19 protein-coding genes and 2 tRNA genes are annotated in these 17866 nt (G+C 46.5%); 16 read left to right on the top strand and 5 right to left on the bottom strand.

The annotated features are described in order from the left end of the window. Positions 1 to 6: 6 nt before the first annotated feature. A complete protein-coding gene (locus GKS04_03990) occupies positions 7 to 2778 on the top strand; it encodes a valine--tRNA ligase (protein QMU56314.1) in 2772 nt (923 codons plus the stop codon). Between the two features lie 11 nt (positions 2779 to 2789). On the opposite strand, the gene GKS04_03985 is transcribed toward GKS04_03990, so the two are convergent. After that, a complete protein-coding gene (locus GKS04_03985) occupies positions 2790 to 4214 on the bottom strand; it encodes an amidophosphoribosyltransferase (protein QMU56313.1) in 1425 nt (474 codons plus the stop codon). Between the two features lie 6 nt (positions 4215 to 4220). Next, positions 4221 to 6446, bottom strand: a complete 2226-nt coding sequence (purL, locus tag GKS04_03980) for a phosphoribosylformylglycinamidine synthase subunit PurL (GenBank protein ID QMU56696.1) — start codon at positions 6444 to 6446, stop codon at positions 4221 to 4223. Between the two features lie 100 nt (positions 6447 to 6546). On the opposite strand from purL, the gene GKS04_03975 reads away from it, so the two are divergent. From GKS04_03975 to GKS04_03940, 8 genes are all read left to right on the top strand, one after another. After that, positions 6547 to 7320: an enoyl-CoA hydratase/isomerase family protein gene (locus GKS04_03975; GenBank protein ID QMU56312.1), complete on the top strand. Its 774-nt coding sequence runs from the start codon at positions 6547 to 6549 to the stop codon at positions 7318 to 7320. Further along, positions 7317 to 7811 (top strand): GNAT family N-acetyltransferase, encoded by a 495-nt coding sequence (locus GKS04_03970; GenBank protein ID QMU56311.1) that lies wholly within the window; start codon positions 7317 to 7319, stop codon positions 7809 to 7811. The genes GKS04_03975 and GKS04_03970 overlap by 4 nt, the downstream gene beginning before the upstream one ends. A gap of 43 nt (positions 7812 to 7854) precedes the next feature. Continuing rightward, the gene (locus GKS04_03965; protein ID QMU56310.1) at positions 7855 to 8706 is read left to right on the top strand and encodes an AAA domain-containing protein; all 852 of its coding nucleotides are present in this window, start codon (positions 7855 to 7857) and stop codon (positions 8704 to 8706) included. 349 nt (positions 8707 to 9055) lie between these two features. Beyond that, positions 9056 to 9319, top strand: coding sequence for a hypothetical protein (locus GKS04_03960; GenBank protein ID QMU56309.1), 264 nt, complete (start codon positions 9056 to 9058; stop codon positions 9317 to 9319). A gap of 69 nt (positions 9320 to 9388) precedes the next feature. After that, complete coding sequence (locus tag GKS04_03955) at positions 9389 to 10591, top strand: VWA domain-containing protein (GenBank protein ID QMU56308.1); 1203 nt, start codon at positions 9389 to 9391, stop codon at positions 10589 to 10591. Positions 10592 to 10623: 32 nt separating this feature from the next. Beyond that, on the top strand, positions 10624 to 11397 hold the full coding sequence (locus GKS04_03950) for a PhzF family phenazine biosynthesis isomerase (GenBank protein ID QMU56307.1): 774 nt from the start codon (positions 10624 to 10626) through the stop codon (positions 11395 to 11397). A gap of 53 nt (positions 11398 to 11450) precedes the next feature. Beyond that, positions 11451 to 11522: transfer RNA gene (locus tag GKS04_03945), tRNA-Cys, on the top strand. 28 nt (positions 11523 to 11550) lie between these two features. Then, positions 11551 to 11635 (top strand) — tRNA-Leu (locus tag GKS04_03940). 35 nt (positions 11636 to 11670) lie between these two features. Here GKS04_03940 and GKS04_03935 read toward each other — a convergent pair. Then, complete coding sequence (locus GKS04_03935) at positions 11671 to 11829, bottom strand: hypothetical protein (GenBank protein QMU56306.1); 159 nt, start codon at positions 11827 to 11829, stop codon at positions 11671 to 11673. A gap of 154 nt (positions 11830 to 11983) precedes the next feature. On the opposite strand from GKS04_03935, the gene GKS04_03930 reads away from it, so the two are divergent. Genes GKS04_03930 through GKS04_03905 form a run of 6 tightly spaced genes read left to right on the top strand, consistent with a single transcriptional unit; the run spans position 11984 to position 16274 of the window. Continuing rightward, on the top strand, positions 11984 to 13192 hold the full coding sequence (locus GKS04_03930; protein QMU56695.1) for a bifunctional 3,4-dihydroxy-2-butanone-4-phosphate synthase/GTP cyclohydrolase II: 1209 nt from the start codon (positions 11984 to 11986) through the stop codon (positions 13190 to 13192). A gap of 29 nt (positions 13193 to 13221) precedes the next feature. Next, positions 13222 to 13692 (top strand): 6,7-dimethyl-8-ribityllumazine synthase, encoded by a 471-nt coding sequence (locus tag GKS04_03925; GenBank protein QMU56305.1) that lies wholly within the window; start codon positions 13222 to 13224, stop codon positions 13690 to 13692. Positions 13693 to 13712: 20 nt separating this feature from the next. Then, a complete protein-coding gene (gene nusB, locus GKS04_03920; GenBank protein ID QMU56694.1) occupies positions 13713 to 14156 on the top strand; it encodes a transcription antitermination factor NusB in 444 nt (147 codons plus the stop codon). Then, positions 14149 to 15177 (top strand): anthranilate phosphoribosyltransferase, encoded by a 1029-nt coding sequence (gene trpD / locus GKS04_03915; protein QMU56304.1) that lies wholly within the window; start codon positions 14149 to 14151, stop codon positions 15175 to 15177. Before nusB ends, trpD begins: the two co-directional genes overlap by 8 nt. Positions 15178 to 15180: 3 nt before the next feature. Beyond that, positions 15181 to 15978: an indole-3-glycerol phosphate synthase TrpC gene (gene trpC, locus GKS04_03910; GenBank protein QMU56303.1), complete on the top strand. Its 798-nt coding sequence runs from the start codon at positions 15181 to 15183 to the stop codon at positions 15976 to 15978. Next, positions 15966 to 16274 (top strand): hypothetical protein, encoded by a 309-nt coding sequence (locus GKS04_03905; protein QMU56302.1) that lies wholly within the window; start codon positions 15966 to 15968, stop codon positions 16272 to 16274. Before trpC ends, GKS04_03905 begins: the two co-directional genes overlap by 13 nt. Positions 16275 to 16574: 300 nt before the next feature. Here GKS04_03905 and GKS04_03900 read toward each other — a convergent pair whose 3' ends face one another. Together GKS04_03900 and GKS04_03895 are read right to left on the bottom strand one after the other, a co-directional pair. Next, positions 16575 to 16769: a hypothetical protein gene (locus tag GKS04_03900; GenBank protein QMU56301.1), complete on the bottom strand. Its 195-nt coding sequence runs from the start codon at positions 16767 to 16769 to the stop codon at positions 16575 to 16577. Between the two features lie 60 nt (positions 16770 to 16829). Then, positions 16830 to 17177 carry a hypothetical protein gene (locus tag GKS04_03895; GenBank protein QMU56300.1) on the bottom strand — a complete coding sequence of 116 codons (348 nt, stop codon included), beginning with the start codon at positions 17175 to 17177 and terminating at the stop codon, positions 16830 to 16832. A gap of 184 nt (positions 17178 to 17361) precedes the next feature. Here GKS04_03895 and GKS04_03890 point away from each other — a divergent pair, with 184 nt between their 5' ends. Further along, positions 17362 to 17865 carry a thiol peroxidase gene (locus GKS04_03890; GenBank protein QMU56299.1) on the top strand — a complete coding sequence of 168 codons (504 nt, stop codon included), beginning with the start codon at positions 17362 to 17364 and terminating at the stop codon, positions 17863 to 17865. The last annotated feature ends 1 nt before the right edge of the window (position 17866 follow it).

Here is a 17866-nt window from a genome sequence, read left to right as displayed (position 1 = left end):
GACGGCATGGAAAAAACTTATACTCCGGTTCCCCTTGAAAAAAAATGGCGGGCATTCTGGCTTAAAAACGAAAAATTCAAGGCGGAACGCAGGAAAAAAGGGGGGAAGAAAAGTTTTTCCATAGTAATGCCGCCTCCAAATGTTACGGGCTCCCTGCACATCGGGCACGCTCTAAACAACACTTTTCAGGACGTTCTTGTCCGATATAAAAAAATGAAGGGGTTTGACGTGCTCTGGGTTCCGGGAACGGATCATGCCGGAATCGCGACCCAAATGATTGTTGAGCGCGAACTTGCAAAAGAGGGGCTTACAAAAGAAAAACTGGGCAAAGAGCGTTTTGTTGAAAAGATTTGGGAATTTAAGGAAAAATCCGGCGACAGAATTGCTGAACAAATAGGCAGACTGGGATTTATTCCCGATTGGAGCGCGCAACGTTTTACGATGGATGACGGATTTTCAGACGCCGTTAAACACGTGTTTGTTGAGCTTTACAAAAAAGGCCTGATCCGGCGCGATAACCGTCTGGTCAATTACGATCCCGGATTGAAAACCGCTATTTCCGATTTGGAAGTGGAGCAGAAAGAGGTTCCCGGCAACTATTGGCACATCAAATACCCTCTTAAAAACGGCAACGGGCACATAGTTGTCGCGACCACGAGACCCGAAACTATGTTTGGAGACACCGCAGTGGCGGTCCATCCGGAAGATGAAAGGTATAAAACCCTCATCGGCTCGGAAGTGGGGTTGCCTCTCACGGGGAAGTCTATTCCCGTAATTGCCGATGAGTATTCAGATCCGGAAAAAGGAAGCGGCGCGGTCAAGATAACTCCCGCTCATGATTTTAACGACTTTGAAGTCAGCAAGCGGCACGATTTGCCACTTGTAAATATTCTTGACGAAGATATGTGCCTAAATGAAAACGCACCCAAAAAATATCAGGGGCTCGAAAGATTTGAGGCACGTAAAAAACTCATTGCTGATCTTGAAGCGGATGGTTTCCTTGAAAAAATCGAATCCGTTTCCCATACGGTTCCCTATGGCGACAGATCCGGCGCAGTTGTTGAGCCGCGTATTATGGAACAGTGGTATATGGATGTAAAACAACTTGCGGTCAAAGCTGTCGAATCGGTTGAAAAGGACGACATGGTTTTCTATCCAAAGTTCTGGGAACGCACATATTTTCAATGGATGAACAATGTAGAACCATGGTGTATATCAAGGCAGTTGTGGTGGGGACATCAAATACCCGTCTGGTACGGCCCCGACGGCAAAGTGTTTGTTGAAGAAGATGAAAAAACAGCCCTCAAAAGCGCAAGCGGACATTACGGGAAAGATGTTCTCCTCGAAAGAGACCCGAATGTTCTGGACACTTGGTTTTCCTCGGCTTTATGGCCGTTTGTTACGATGAACTGGGGCACAAAAGATGATTCTCTCTTCCGAAAATACTATCCCACAGCGGTTCTTATAACGGGTTTTGACATCATATTTTTCTGGGTGGCTCGTATGGCGATGATGGGGCTTCAATTTACCGGCAAACCACCTTTTGCGGACATCTGCATTCACGGCTTGATAAGGGACGAGAATGGTGAAAAGATGAGTAAAACCAAGGGGAACGTGATTGATCCGCTTGAAGTTGCCGATGAGTTTGGAGCCGACACTCTGCGCTTCTGCCTCTGCGCGCTTTCTTCGGGCGGAAAAGATATAGACCTTTCCATTTCAAGCATACGGGGCTACAGAAACTTTATGAACAAGATATGGAACGCGTCCCGATTTGTTCTTGAAGATGAATCAACTGTCCGGTGGCACGCTGAAATTCCCGACGCTTTGAAGCGGATTGAAACTTCCAAAGGGAAGGCGCGTTTGAGTAAAACCGACAAATGGATAATCGCAAGTTTGCACGGTTGTTTGAAAAAAATTGACGGTTTTATGGATGAATACGAGTTCGGAAAAGCCGCCCAGGAGATTTACCGCTTTTTCTGGAGAAATTTCTGCGACCGCTACATTGAAGCCGCGAAAATTTCAATGCGCAGTTCCGATGAGCAAACCGTACTCAGAACAACGGCCGTTCTTTTGTATATTCTCTCCGCCTCAATGCGCGCACTGCACCCTTTCTGTCCCCACCTTACCGAAGAGATCAACAACAGGGTTGAGGCGTTGCTTGGAGTTCAAACTTTAGGTTTGCTTGATTTGGACTATCCGGCGCATGACAAAAAAATTGAAAAAGAGTTCAACTCGGATTTCAACGATATAAGTTTTTTGTTTGAAGGATTGATTGATGAAATCCGCACAAAAAGAGGGGAAGGAGGCATTAAAGTGTCTGAAAAAATTAATGTTGTCTTCTTTTCAGAACCCGGCAAAGATGAAGAATGCGTAAAGCGGTTAATTGAGTCCGAAGCGGGAGTTTTAAACAAACTTGCGGGAATTTCCTCTCACAGTTTTTGCGCGAACAAAGATGAGTTTTCTTCCGCGCCCGGACTCGCGGGTTCAGTTTCCTTTGCGGTTTTGGACGATTTGCAAACTCAAACCGGCGAGCGGTTCAACATCAGTCTGAAAATCGAACCTGAGTGTAAAGAGCAAACGAGATTTCCGCATAACGTTGAAACCACGCATAAAAAATTGGACGAACTCTCTGAAAAAATCCGTCAATGCGAACGCAAACTCGCGGACCCGGATTTCACAAACAAGGCTCCGGAAAAGATTATTCAAAAAGAAAAAGGAAAACTTGAAGAATTTTCGCGTCTCAAAGAGGTTTTTGAATCAGAACTCAAACAGGGTTGAAGAATCCACTATTACTCAGGGAAAAGGTTCATCTGCGTGGGAGACAATTTCAAATCGTCTATTTCCACCTTGTAATCTCCCGTAAAACAGGCGTAGCAATATCCTTCTTTTTTTGTATTGAAGGGAGAGTAGTTTTGGATTGCTATATCTATCCCGTCTCTGCTTAAATACCCGAGAGAATCCGCGGTTATATATTTTTTTATTTCTTCAATATCCAACGAGTTTGCTATCAGTTTGTCCTTGTTAGGCGTGTCTATCCCGTAATAACAAGAAAACTTCATCGGTGGCGCACATATTCTCACGTGGACCTCTTTTGCCTTGGCTCCCTTGAGCATTTTCACTATCTTCCTGCTTGTGGTTCCTCTAACGATTGAATCATCCACCACCACAACCCTTTTGTTCTTTATCACCTCTCTAACGGCGCTGAGTTTGAGTTTTACGCCGAAATTTCTGATTGATTGTTCCGGCTCAATAAATGTTCTGCCGACATAGTGGCTTCTCAAAAATCCCATTTCAAGGGGAATGCCGAGTTGCTCGGAGTAACCCATTGCGGCGGGAACGCCCGAATCGGGAACGGCGATAACAATATCCGCCTTGGCGGGGTGCTCAACGGCAAGCCTTTTGCCTAACTCCTTTCGCACCAGATAAGTGCTGCGCCCGTTCATCGAACTGTCGGGGCGGGAAAAATATATGTATTCAAAAACACAGGTTGCGGGCGGTTTTTTCGGGAACGGTTTGAGTGATTGAATTCCTTCTTCGTCAATAATGACGATTTCACCGGGTTCTATCTCTCTCACGTATTGAGCTTCTATTAAATCAAAGGCGCAGGTTTCCGACGCGACAACATGGCATCCGTCACCCAGTTTGCCAAGCACAAGAGGTCTGAATCCGTAAGGGTCTCTCGCGGCGACAAGTTTGTTTGAATCCAGAAAAACCATTGAATATGCGCCTTTGCATAAAGAAAGGGCATAGATGATTCTGCCGGCGAGGTCCTGTTTTGGAGATCTTGCCATTAGGTGGACAACCACTTCGGTGTCAGCAGTGGACTGAAAAATCGCACCTTCGTTTTCAAGCCGGTGTCGAAGAGTCAGCGCGTTTGTAAGATTGCCGTTATGCGCAATTGCCATTTCAGCCCCGGCTCTCGTTATGACAATCGGCTGTATATTGTTCAGAGTGCTTGAACCCGAAGTTGAATAGCGAACGTGTCCAATAGCGGTTGTGCCAGAAAGTTTTTTGAGCGATTCCTCGTCAAAAATATCCGCGACCAGCCCCATCGCACGCTTTCTGTGAAGTCTTTTGCCGTCCGAGGTGGTAATTCCCGCGCTTTCTTGCCCTCTGTGCTGAAGGGAATGCAGACCGAGATACGCCAGATTGGAGGCTTCGGCATGATTGAAAATCCCGAAAACTCCGCATTCTTCTTTCAGTTGAGACATCATAATTTTTTATAAAATCACGTTTTTTTCAAACCCTTCAAGCCAGAGTTTCATAGCCTCATCGGCACTGGTTTTAAAAACATCTTTAAATTCCATAACATTGTTCGTAGTTACATTTCCAATTTTTTTCAGAGTAACTTTGTGAGATTTGAAAACTTTGCTGATTTTTTCCTCGTTTTCAGGACTCGTGGAAATAATCGCGCGCGCCTGAGTTTCGGAAAAAAGAATCGCGTTGCCGTTTTGAATTTCGGGGTTAAGCATTCCCGTAGAGACGGAGAAACCCGCCACTCGACTCTGCGGAGAAAAACAACTCTCTGCGAGCGCCACCGCTAATCCTCCCTCGGAAATGTCATGAGCGGAATTGATTATACACTTGTTCGCCGCTTCAATCAAAGCCGATACAAGACGGCTTTCAGACTCCAGATTGACCACAGGCGGCTCTCCGGTGGTTTTACCTTGAATAAGAGCGGAATAGAGGCTGCCGCCCATCTCTTCAAAGGTGTCGCCAGCGATGAAAATCATGTCTCCCTCATTCATAAAATACTGACCAACCGCTTTTGAAACATTCTCCAACAGCCCGACCATTCCAACAACCGGAGTGGGATTTATTGAAACACCCGCCGTTTCGTTATAAAGGCTCACATTTCCGCTGACAACCGGAGTTGAAAAATGTTTTGCCGCCTCCGAGATGCCTTCAATGGCTTCTTTGAATTGCCACATAATTTCAGGGTTTTCGGGGTTTCCGAAATTCAGGCAGTCCGTAATTCCAAGAGGTTTTGCGCCGGAGCACGCTATGTTTCTGGCGCTTTCGGCGACCGCCGCCTTCGCACCTTCTCTGGGATTAAGCATGCAATAACGGGAGTTGCAGTCGGCGGAAAGGGCGAGCGCTTTTGAAGTTCCGTCCACCAGAATAAGAGAGCAGTCGGAACCCGGAGCCTCGGCGGTATTGGCGCCCACCATGTAATCATACTGCCGGTAAATCCAGTGTTTGCTTGCGCAGAAAGGTGAGGAGAGAATTTTCAAAAAACTGTCCTTTTCTCCTCCCTTGCGGAGCGGAGTCGGAGCGGGGAAGGAAGCGGGAGTTTTTACGGGGCTGTCGTATTCGGGCGGTTCGATTATCAAATCAATGGGAATTTCGCCCACGGTTTTCCCGTTTTCCATAAGAGTGAGGTTTTTTTCGCCATTCACCTCTCCGATGACGGAAAAATCAAGTCCCCATTTTTCAAACACTTTGCGGGCCTGATTTTCCTTTCCTTTTTTAAGCACCATAAGCATCCGCTCCTGAGATTCCGAAAGCATAATTTCATAAGGTGTCATTGCTTTTTCGCGCAGGGGAATTTTTTCACATTCAAGTTTAATGCCGTTTCCGCCACGGCTTGCCATTTCCGCCGAAGACGAAGTCAGCCCCGCCGCGCCCATATCCTGTATGCCAATTACGGCGTCCAGTTTGAAAAGTTCAAGACAGCTCTCAATAAGAAGTTTTTCCGTGAAGGGATCTCCTATCTGAACGGTGGGGCGCTCACCGGAGGACTCATTGTCAAAAACATCGGAAGCCATAACCGCGCCTTTGATTCCGTCCTTGCCGGTCTTGGAACCGACATAAACAACGGGGTTTCCAACTCCGCTGGCGTGTCCGGTAAAAATGCCGTCTTTTTTTGCTATGCCGACCGCGAAAACGTTAACAATGGGATTTCCATTATAACAATCATCAAAATCCACCTCGCCGCCCACTGTCGGCACGCCAACGCAGTTTCCATATCCCGCTATTCCGGACACAACGCCTTCAACAAGAAATTTGGTTTTTTCAGATTGCGGATTGCCGAACCTCAAAGAGTTAAGAATAGCAACGGGGCGCGCTCCCATTGTGAAAACATCTCGCAAAATTCCTCCGACCCCGGTCGCAGCGCCCTGATATGGCTCAATAAAAGAGGGGTGATTATGGCTTTCCATTTTGAAAACAACGCAATCGCCATCCCCAATGTCCATCACTCCGGCATTTTCGCCGGGCCCGTGAATAACCGCTTTCCCTTTTGTTGGAAATTTGCGCAGATGAATTTTTGAATGTTTGTATGAGCAGTGCTCGGACCACATCGCGCCGAGAATACCAATCTCAACCGTGTTTGGCTCTCTGCCGAGTTGTTCTTTGATAAGCAAGTATTCGGGTTCTGAAAGTCCGTGCTCAAGGGCGGCGGCAAGTCCGTTCCGGTATTCGGGTTTGTCTGAGGATTTCGGCATTTGCGCGGAAAAAAACCGTTTTGAGATTATACCCATCAGTTGCCTGTGTGTCATTTCCGTCTTGCGTATGTAGCGGCAGTCTGTTAGTTTCCCGCTCGCGGTGTCCTGGGATATTGAAAGCAGAGAAAACACGGCGATTGTAACGATGAATTCCAATTCGGTCGGGACAATGAACGACGATTTTTTTGCCGACCTCAATTCCGCTTTTTTATCACTGAAACAAACCAGTCCTGAAAAGCCCGTTGTTCTTTGTTCGGGTGGAAAGATGTTTTCTCCGGGCCTTGATCTTGAACATTGTGTTTCTCTTTTTAAAAGAGGAGGCAAAACCGAAATTGACCGCTGGTTTGAGGAGTTTTTGAACGCGATGCTGGCCGTTTTTGACTATCCTGCGCCGGTTGTGGCGGCAATTGGCGGGCACTCTATTGCCGGAGGATGCATACTTGCGCTGTGTTGCGATACGCGAATTGCCGGGAAGGGGAAAACACTTTTGGGCTTGAACGAAACCTCAATCGGCTTTCCCATGCCGCATTCTCTCACCGCCCTTGTTGAAGGGGTTCTGGGAGAGAAAGAGGGCGGAAAAATTATTGGCGAGGGCAAACTTCACAGCGTTGAAAAAGCGCTTGAAAATGGACTTGTTAACTGTGTGGCGGAGCCCGAGACATTAATTTTAAGAGCGGTGGAAGAGGCTCAAAAGTTGAATTCGGGTGATTTTTCCAACCGAAAAAAAGCGCGAAACGGAAAAATATCCGAAGCAATCAAAAAAGCGTTTGCCGACGAGGATTCAAAAACTCTTGCGGGAAAACTTTCCTCCACTGAAACGGTTGGAAAGTTGGAAGGACTGCTTGAGACCTTGAAAAAAGGAAGAAAGCAATGACTGAAAAACTGCTTGCCGTCCGCAAGGCAAAAACAGAAGATGCTGAAGCAATGGCGCAAATCCTCAAAGACATCGGTTGGTCTGAAAAAAGAAACGCGTTGCCTGTCGGTGAAATTGCCGAACCGGTGGAGGAACTCATAAGGGAATCGCTTAAAAACCCGAAAGGGCACACGGTTCTGGTCGCCGAAAATAAAAATGGCAAGGTCGCGGGTTTTGTCAATGTTCACTGGGTTCCGTTCATTATGCTCGCGGGAACCGAAGGATATGTTTCGGATATGTTCGTAAGCCCTTCGGCGGCTGGAATGGGAGCGGGAAGTTTGCTTTTGAGCGCGGTTATGAAAGAAGGCAAAAAAAGGGATTGTTTCCGCCTTATGGTAACGAACGGAAAGGAAAAACCGTCCTACAAAAGAGGATTTTACAAAAAAATGGGCTGGACGGAGCGGCCGAAAGTCGCCAATTTTGTCTATTACTACAAAGAGCCGTGGTCGTAGGGACGGGTTGATAACCCGCTCCGGCACAAGTATTTTTTATTTTATGGCTCAGAACAAAAAAGAATTTCAGGGAACGGAACAGTATGTTGCGACAAGAGACCTTATTCTTGCCGTCAACGCTTCCATAACGCTTGAGCGTCCGCTTATTATCAAAGGCGAGCCGGGAACAGGCAAAACCATGCTCGCGTTTGAAGTCTCCAAAGCGCTTGGCAAAGACCTCATCACATGGCACATCAAATCCACAACCACGGCTCAGCAGGGGCTTTATGAGTATGACGCAGTCGCCCGTTTGCGCGATTCACAGCTTGGAGATGAGAAAGTCAAAGACATCTCAAACTACATCAACAAGGGCAAACTGTGGGACGCGTTTGAGTCTAAAGAACAGTCCGTGCTTCTCATAGACGAGATAGACAAAGCTGATATTGAGTTCCCCAACGACCTACTTCTGGAATTGGACAAAATGGAGTTTTATTGCTACGAGTTGCAGAAAACCGTGAAGGCGAAAAAACGTCCGATTGTCATCATCACTTCCAACAATGAAAAAGAGCTTCCGGACGCCTTTCTGCGGCGTTGTTTTTTCCACTACATAACGTTTCCCGAAATTGAAACGCTCAAAGCGATTGTTGACGTTCACCATCCGGGGCTTGAGAAAAAACTACTGGACAATGCGCTCACGATTTTCTACTCATTGCGCGAAATAGAAGGGTTGAAGAAAAAGCCGTCAACATCCGAATTGATTGATTGGATAAAACTCCTTACCGCCGGAAAAATCGCCTCAAGCGAACTTGAAAAGTTTGACCTCGCCGAAGAGGATCCGCCATATGCGGGCGCGCTCATCAAAAATGAACAGGATTATGAGATGCTGAATGTGTTGCGGTATCGGATGAAGAGGTGATGAAGTGACTTATGAGAAAAAAAGGGTGCTGTCTACAACAAAAAGAAAATTGCAGAAGCAAACGAAAGTGAGTTAATAGGTCTGTGTAAAGGGATTATTGCCAACGGCTTTGTAGATGAAGAAAAAGTAAAATTTGTAGAAACTTGGCTTTATACAACAAGAGGTTACGAAGAGAATCCTTTAATTTCACAGTTAAAGGAAAAAATTGATGAAATCTTTGAAGACGGTGTTATTGAAGAAGATGAATTGAAAGACTTGTACAATACGCTGTATTCGTTTTCACCAGTTGGTCAAGAAAGAGAAGCCATCAAATCAAGTGCTTTGCCTCTGACTGAGCCAGTTCCCGACATTGATTTTTCTGAAAACAGCTTTTGTTTTACTGGAACATTTACTTTTGGAAGTTCTTGCGGTAGAAGCGGTTATCTTATCCTTTACTTGGGGCAAATTTACTTGGGGCAAAAAATACCTTCCAATCTCAAATATCAAAACTCCCGAATGGGTTAGGGTGATTATTCGCTATTTAGGTCAGAGATTGATTTTCAGAATAATACAATCTTTAGTTTTTAGGGTTTTGATAAGAGTTGGTTTTTATTCATTAGTTTTGAGCAAATAACCGGATTTCAATTGTGATGCTACTGTGTCAAGGAAATCATAATTACGCTTCAGTTATACTTTCCCCGCAATGTTTCTAGACTTCTTCCTCTATCTTCGCAACTCTGGAATTCCGGTTTCAATCAAGGAGTATTTGACGCTTCTTGACGCTCTGGACAGCGGAATGGTTGAGCACGGCGTGGACGATTTTTATTACCTGAGCCGTAGCGCGCTAATTAAACACGAACAAAATCTGGACCGCTTTGACCGCCTGTTCGGGCAGTATTTCAAGGGGCTTGAATGCATAGACGATAAAGAGTTTATGAACATCCCCGATGAGTGGTTGCGAAAGACTATGGAAAATTCCCTGACAGAAGAGGAGAAAGCGCAAATTAAAGCGATGGGCGGGTTGGACAAACTTATTGAACGGCTCAAAGAGTTGATGAAAGAGCAGAAAAAACGGCATCAGGGCGGCGGCAAATGGATTGGCACGGGTGGAACTTCACCGTTCGGAGCTTACGGATACAACCCCGAAGGCATTCGCATCGGACAGCATGAAAGCCGGCACAGAAGGGCGGTGAAGGTTTGGGACAAGAGAGAATTCAAAGATCTTGACGATTCTGTGGAACTGCAAACCCGCAATATGAAAATGGCGCTTCGCAAACTTCGCGTTCTCACGCGTGAGGGGATGTCCGAAGAACTTGACGTGGACAAGACAATTGAAAAAACATCGCGCAATGCGGGGTTTCTTGATGTTGAAATGGTTCCGCACAGAAAAAACAACGTGAAGATTTTAATCTTTTTTGACATCGGCGGCTCAATGGACGACCACATTGAACTTTGTTCAAAATTGTTTTCCGCCGCGCGCTACGAGTTTAAACACCTTGAGTATTATTATTTTCACAACTGCATTTATGAATCCGTCTGGAAAAATAATGAGCGTCGCTGGCAGGAGGCCCTTCCCACTTTTGACATTCTGAACAAATACAACAGCGACTACAAAGTGATTATAGTCGGAGACGCTTCAATGTCTCCGTATGAGCTTTTGTATGTGAACGGAAGCGTTGAACATAACAACGAAGAGCCCGGTTTTACATGGCTTGAGCGCATCAAGAGCAAATATCCGACTACGGTCTGGCTCAATCCCGTTCCCAAAAATGAATGGCGTGAAACCCAGACAATCGGCATGCTTCGCCAGTTCACGGGCGAAAGAATGTTTCCGCTCACAATAGGCGGTATTACGCGAGCCGTCAAAACTCTTATGGACAGCAAGGTGACTTCTTCCGCAAACTAACCGGGCAAACTCAAAAAAAGGGGAGAAACAAAATAGAAGTTCTTGTCATAAACGCGTTTGCCGAAGACCGGTTGCTTGGCAATCCCGCGGGCGTGTATTTTGTTGAATCTTTCCCGCCGGATTCTGAAATGCTCCGGATAGCCGCGCGGGTGGGGACTTCCGAAACCTCTTTTGTGCAAAATCGAAAAGACGATTTTTTTATAAGATGGTGGACTCCTGAAACCGAAGTAGCCCTGTGCGGACACGCGACCCTTGCCGCCGCCCACGCCATATGGCAAAACGGATATACCGGAAAAACAATCAGGTTTGCCTCAAACAACTACGATTTAAGCGCTGAAACCGAAGCGGATATCATAACAATGGAATTTCCTCTGGTTGCGGCAAAAAAATGCGCTGAACCTGAAAAGCTTTCGGAAATTTTGGGCACGGAGATTATCCATACGGGGAAAACACGCTTTGACTATCTGGTTGAGTTGCGGGGTGAGGACGATGTGGCGGCTGTTCGTCCTGACTTTGAAAAATTGAAAAATCTGGATTGCAGAGGTGTGATTGTTACAAGCGTGTCCGCAAGAGACGGATACGATTTTGTTTTACGTTTTTTTACTCCAAGCGTGGGCATAGACGAAGACCCTGTTACCGGCTCCGCTCATTCATCTCTTGCTCCGTATTGGTCTGAAAAAACCGGAAAGAAAAAAATGAAAAGTCTGCAACTTTCACAAAGAGGCGGAATTGTGCGCGTGGAAGTTGCCGGCGGCGGCGTTAAAATAGGCGGCAAGGCGGTGATGAGTGGATATGTCAAGTTGTAATAATTTTTACAATACGGGCTTTTTAAGAGATACTAATGCGGTTTTTTAGAGACGGCGGCGTAGCCAAGAGGTAAGGCAACGGTCTGCAAAACCGTTACACCCCGGTTCGATTCCGGGCGCCGCCTTATTTGCTGTGAACACTGAAAACGGCTTGCCCGGGTGGCGAAATTGGTAGACGCAAGGGACTTAAAATCCCTCGGGATATAATCCTGTGCCGGTTCAAGTCCGGCCCCGGGCACATCGCTTGGGAAAAAGAAGTTTCGCCGCAAGAGGTCAGTGTAAAATTTTGTTAGAGGCTTCGGTTTTTTTCTCAATCAACTCTTCAATTTCTTCCCAATCTTCACTTTCAAGCATTTCAAGAATTTCTTCTTCGTCAACCTCTTCAAGGTTTTCTTCGGCGAGAATCCTCAGCAAATTAAAGAACAAAGACATCAGTCCTCCGCTTCCTCAACTCCCGTGTGATAGTAATAATGAAAAACTTATACATGATAAACGCAAAGTCAAACAGCCGGTCACAAGAGCCGTTATCATTGACAAATGCGCCGTATAAGACAATATTAATCCACGGTTGGGGGAAGAAATGTCGATCTTAAAAACTATTCCTGAAACCATTGAGGAGATAAAAGCCGGGCGGTTTTTAATTCTCGTGGACGATCAGGACAGAGAGAACGAGGGAGACCTCGTAATAGCGGCCGAGTTCGCGACTCCGGAGTCCATAAACTTTATGGCGACTCACGGAAAGGGGCTGATATGTCTTGCTTTAACCAATCAAAATGCCCAGAAAATAGGGCTGAAATTGATGGAGCCGGAAAATATGCACGGTCCTCAGCATACGGCTTTCGCGGTTTCAATAGATGCCAAAGAAGGTATTACAACCGGAATTTCCGCTTATGACCGTTGTGAAACCATACGACGCACGGTGGCAAAAGATTCAAAACCATCGGATTTTATCCGTCCTGGGCATATGTTCCCGCTTATAGCGCGAGAGGGTGGGGTACTTGTCAGAGCGGGACACACTGAAGCATCAGTTGACCTTGCGCGGCTTGCCGGGCTTTTTCCCTCCTGCGCAATCTGTGAAATAATGCAAAGCGACGGACACATGGCGAGAATGAATGAACTTGTTGAATTCTCAAGCAAACACAATATCGCCATGGCAACCATCGCCGACTTGATTAGTTACAGACTTGCCAAAGAATCGTTCGTAAAACAGGAGGCGGCGACAAAAATGCCGACTGAATTCGGCAATTTTGACTGCTTTGTTTACGTAAATGAGTTGGATGGCTCACAACACTTCGCCATAACAATGGGTGAAATCAAAAATTCAAAGGAAACCCTTGTGCGCGTGCATTCGGAATGCCTTACAAGCGATGTTTTTCATTCTCTCCGTTGCGATTGTGGTCCTCAGTTGAGGGAGGCGATGAAAATGGTTGCCAAAAAAGGCGAAGGCGTCATCCTTTATCTCAGACAGGAAGGACGCGGCATCGGGCTGTTAAACAAAATCAAAGCCTACGACCTCCAGCAGAGGAAAGGAATGGACACTGTGGAAGCAAACAAAGCGCTGGGCTTCAAAAAGGATTTGAGAGATTATGGAATAGGCGCGCAAATTTTGCGTGATCTGGGAGTGAAAAAAATGAATCTCATGACCAACAATCCCCGGAAAGTCAGCGGTCTCGACGGGTTCGGTCTGGAAATAGGAAAAAGAATTCCGATAGAAATACCGCCAAACGAAAACAACAAAAACTACTTGCAGACGAAAAAAGACAAACTAGGTCATCTGCTTTCAATGGTTGACTGAAAAAGCCATAAAGCCCAGAGGAAATAATTATGCCGTCTATTGAGAAAAAAGAAGGAAAAGTTGACGCAAAGAAAATGAAGTTTGCCGTGGTCGCGAGCAGGGTCAATTCCATTGTGACAAACCCGTTGCTTGAAGGCGCGGTTGACACCCTCAAAAGACACGGCGCCGCAGATTCGGACATCACGGTTATAAAAGTTCCGGGTTCTTTTGAGATTCCGTTTGTGGTGAAAAAAGCCGCGCAGTCCGGAAAATACTCCGCCGTTGTTGCTATCGGTTCAATAATACGCGGGCAAACATCTCATTTTGAGCTTCTCGCTTCCGCCGTTCTGAACGGGCTTTGCGTAGCGGGGCTTAAAACCGGAGTTCCGGTTGTGGACGGAATGGTAACCACCGAAACACTTGAACAGGCAATTGACAGAGCGGGAGGCAAATCTGGAAACAGGGGCGTTGACGCCGCCGTGTCCGCAATTGAAATGGCAAGTCTCGCACAATTGCTTTAACGGCACTGCCAGTAATGGGAATGAAAAAAAGACGGCTTTCCAGAGAGTTTGCTTTTCAGTTTCTCTACCAGCGCGACGCGAACGGGCTTTTGCACGAAGAGGTTTCCAGAGAAATAACAGAAAAAGATTTTGAGAGGTTTGTTGAAGCCTCAGAAGAAAAAAACCCGTCCGACAAAAAGTTTGCCGTGGATATTGCTTCGGGGATTTGTGAAAAAATCAACGAAATAGATTCCCGTATAGAAAACTGTTCCGACAATTGGAAAATTTCAAGAATGTCCGCCGTAGACATCAATATAATGAGAGTGGCAGTTTATGAATTGCTGTATATGCGCGACATAGATAAAGCGGTGAGCATAAATGAAGCGATTGAGATAGCAACAAAATACGGAACTGAGGAATCAGGCACGTTCATAAACGGCATTCTTGACAAAATCCAGACGGAGGCAACCACCTCCAATGCCTGAAATCTCAAATTTAATTGAACAACTCGCAGCAGGTAAAAACCTGAACAGAAAAACGGTCGCCGGTGTTTTTCGCACGATAATGGACGGAGCGTTGACGCCCGCACAGACCGCCTCTTTTCTCACCGCGCTGAGAATCAAGGGTGAAACTGCGGAAGAACTTGCCGGAGCCGCCGAAGCAATGATTTCCCGCGCCCGCGCAATAAAGGGCGGAAAAGGCGCGGTTGACCTCTGCGGCACGGGCGGAGACTCAAAGGGGAGTTTCAACATTTCCACCACGGCGTCTTTCATCGCCGCCGGAGCGGACGTCCCGGTTGCCAAACACGGCAATCGTTCCGTTTCAAGCCCGGTCGGCAGCGCTGATGTCTTGGAAGCGGCTGGAGTAAAGATTGATATGGACGCTAAAACTGCCGGGCATTGCCTTGAAAAAGCGGGGATAACCTTTCTTTTTGCGCCTCTGTTTCACCCTTCAATGAAAAATGTGGCGCAAGTGCGCAAAGAAATGGGCGTTAGAACAGTTTTTAATATTCTGGGACCTCTGGTCAATCCAGCGCGCGTGAAAAACCAACTCATAGGCGTTCCGTCCCGCGAGATAATGAAGAAAATAGCGGCGGCGGCAAAGGGGCTGGGTTTGCGAAGATGCATGGTTGTGAGCGGAAAAGACGGAATGGATGAGATAACAGTTACGGGTAAAACCGATGTTCTGGAACTCAAAAACGGTTCGGTAAGGCAATACACCATCGACCCTTCAGAATTCGGAATTCGCAAAAGCGCGGCTGCCAAACTCAAGGGCGGGAGAAATTCACGCGAAAACGCCTCCATTATGAAAGCCGTTCTTTACAACCGCGAGAGCGGGGCAAAAACTGACGCGGCGCTTCTGAACGCGGCGGCGGCGATATACGTTTCAGGGAAGAAAAAGAATATGAAATCCGCTTTTGAAGCGGCAAAACACTCTCTTGAAAGCGGTGCGGCAATGCTGAAACTTAAAGAGCTAACGAAGTTTTCCGCGAACAAAAAGGGCTGAAACGTGGCTACGTCGATACTTACAAAAATTATTGAGAATAAGAAAACAGAAATTACCGAATTGAAAAAACGGTTTTCTTTGAGCGAAATTAAAGACCTCAGTCGGAACGCGCCTGCAGCGAAGAATTTTCGCTCCGCTCTTTTATCAGGAACAAAACCGAGAGTAATAGCGGAGATTAAAAAGGCCTCTCCGTCAAAAGGTATTATAGCAAAAGATTTTAATCCGGTTTCGATCGCGGCGCAGTATGAGCAGAGTGGCGCGGCGGCGGTTTCCGTGCTGACGGACCAAAAGTTTTTTCAAGGCAGTCTTTCTTATATTGCCGCTATCAAGCATGAAACTTCACTGCCTGTTCTCAGGAAGGATTTTCTGATAGACCCGTTCCAGATTTATGAATCAAGAGTAGCGGAAGCCGACACGCTTCTTTTAATAGTTGCCGCAATGGAAAACACCGGACATCTTTCGGATTTGCTCGGTCTTTCGCGCGATTTAGGAATGGAACCGCTGGTTGAGGTTCACACGGAATCCGAAGTTGAAATGGCTCTGGAAGCAAAAAGTAGCGTTGTTGGCATCAACAATCGAGATTTAGACAGTTTCAAGGTGGATTTATCCGTGTCCGAACGGCTTGCGTCAATGATTGGAAAAGATAAAGTGATAGTTGCGGAAAGCGGCATAACTTCCTCAAATGATATGATTTCCGTATCAAATTATGGTGTTCACGCCTTTCTTATCGGCGAAACCCTGATGAGTTCGCCGGAACCGGGGCAATCGCTTCAAAATCTCATGCGAGGGTGGCGACAATAAGAGGTTCGGGAAAGAAAAGAGTCTGGCTCTCGGTCGTGCTTTCGGCGTTGCTTCCGGGGCTTGGGCAGATATACAACGGGTTTTTAGGCAAGGGGCTGATGCTTCTGGGTCTGAATTTTCTCATAACAATTCTTAACAAGGATTTAGTCAAGCAGACTATGGAAAACAATATAGCCAATGAGGACAAGCCCGTTTTCTGGGCTTATATGTTTGCCGGGCTTGTGCTGACCGTGTTCGCAATGATTGACGCAAAAATAGGCGCGGAGAGAATCAACCGGAAATCTTCGGACAATTAAACGCGAATCCTAAACCGCCTTTTTGTCGCGAAAGACCTCAACAAGACAAGGCAAAAAAGCATGGCCGACAGCACCGCTCCCGTGAGCCCCACGATTGTGAAAAGCGCGAATTTATCATAACCACAGGACTTGAAGTGCAGAAAACCGTGAGAGCCTCGCTCCAAAAATGAACACAAAAAGCGCCCTAATGACCGCGAAAGTCAACGCGAAACTTTTTATTTGGGTTGAAATTACGTATCCACTCAAGCGTTGTATATCCGCTCCGATTCCAGTAATGACAATCCGAGCATACGGAAACGCCTATGAAGAAAACAACCTCACGAAATCAATCAGCGAGCCAAGTTCAAAAGAAGTCAGGTTAAGGGTCTGAACCTCAATTCGCGCCGTGGAAGAATTGAAATTCAAGTAGGGGATGACAAGATCTTCCTCCCTCTCTCCCCGTGAAAATTCAAGAAACAGAAGTTCCTGCGCAAGTTCGTTGTCGTTTTGCGGCAAAGTCAAAGAAGACACCGCCTCAGCCGCAAAAGGGTGGTGGGTTATCTCAAGTGGCAGAAGTTAACTGTTTGAATCATTTGCAAACGGGCTTGAGTTGATGCGTTCGACAAGTTGGCGGATGCGGTTCATGTTTTCAACTTTCCCAGAGAACTTCGCGTTTTGAGCCTCAACGAGAATTTTAAGCGAGCCTGAACCGCCAAGTTTTTCATCTGCGGAATGAAACGCTTTGGATATGCGGTTTGATTTTTTAAACAGCACGTTCAAGAAGTTTGTTTCGGTGCGCGCGAAGCCGAGAGAAAAAGCATTTAAAAAAAACGCACGCGCTTGCACCCTTTTGGGTCTTTGATGAGAATTTCCATGTTCATTCGCTGACTTTTCTGAACACAGCTTTGTTTGTAAACTTGCCACATAAGCTCGTCCGCGTTCGGGCTTGAATGGGAAACCGCAGGAGTTAACAGGACCGCAAGCAAGAGCGCGACTGCAAGGGCTGATTTTGTGATGATGTGTTTCTCCGCACCATCGGGATTGAATGAGAACCCGGCGCCGTGTAAACTGGCACTCATAAAGTCGACTTAGCATTGAGGAAAAATGAATGGCAAGAAATGTAACAATGAAGGGCAACCCGCTCACGCTTGACGGAGCAGAGATTAAAACAGGGGACACCGCTCCGGACTTTTCGTCTTTCGCGGGTCCGGGTCTGAAAAAAACACTTTCGGATTTCGCAGGCAAGGTAAAAATTTTTAATGTCGTAGTCTCGGTTGACACTCCGGTCTGTGATATTCAGACAAAACGTTTTTCCAACGAACTGAAATCCCTGCCGGACAATGTTGAAGTTGTTACGGTCAGTATGGATCTTCCATTTGCGCAGTTGCGCTACGCAAAAGAGGCGTGCATAGAAGACGGCTCATTCTTGAGCGACCACTCCGAAGCGTCTTTCGGAAAATCCTACGGAGTTCTTATTAAGGAAAACCGGCTTCTTGCGAGAGCGGTTTTTGTTATTGATGAAAATGATGTTGTGCGGCATGCTGAATACGTGAAAGAGGTTGCGGACGAACCGGACTACGAAACGGTTCTGAATGTGGTTAAAGCGCTGTAAA

Origin of the sequence: Candidatus Mycalebacterium zealandia, assembly GCA_014075295.1 — a bacterium.
Lineage (GTDB): Bacteria > Desulfobacterota_D > UBA1144 > Nemesobacterales > Mycalebacteriaceae > Mycalebacterium > Mycalebacterium zealandia.
The sequence above is the reverse complement of the archived record's forward strand: the minus strand, read 5'-3'. Positions and strand labels throughout refer to the sequence as shown.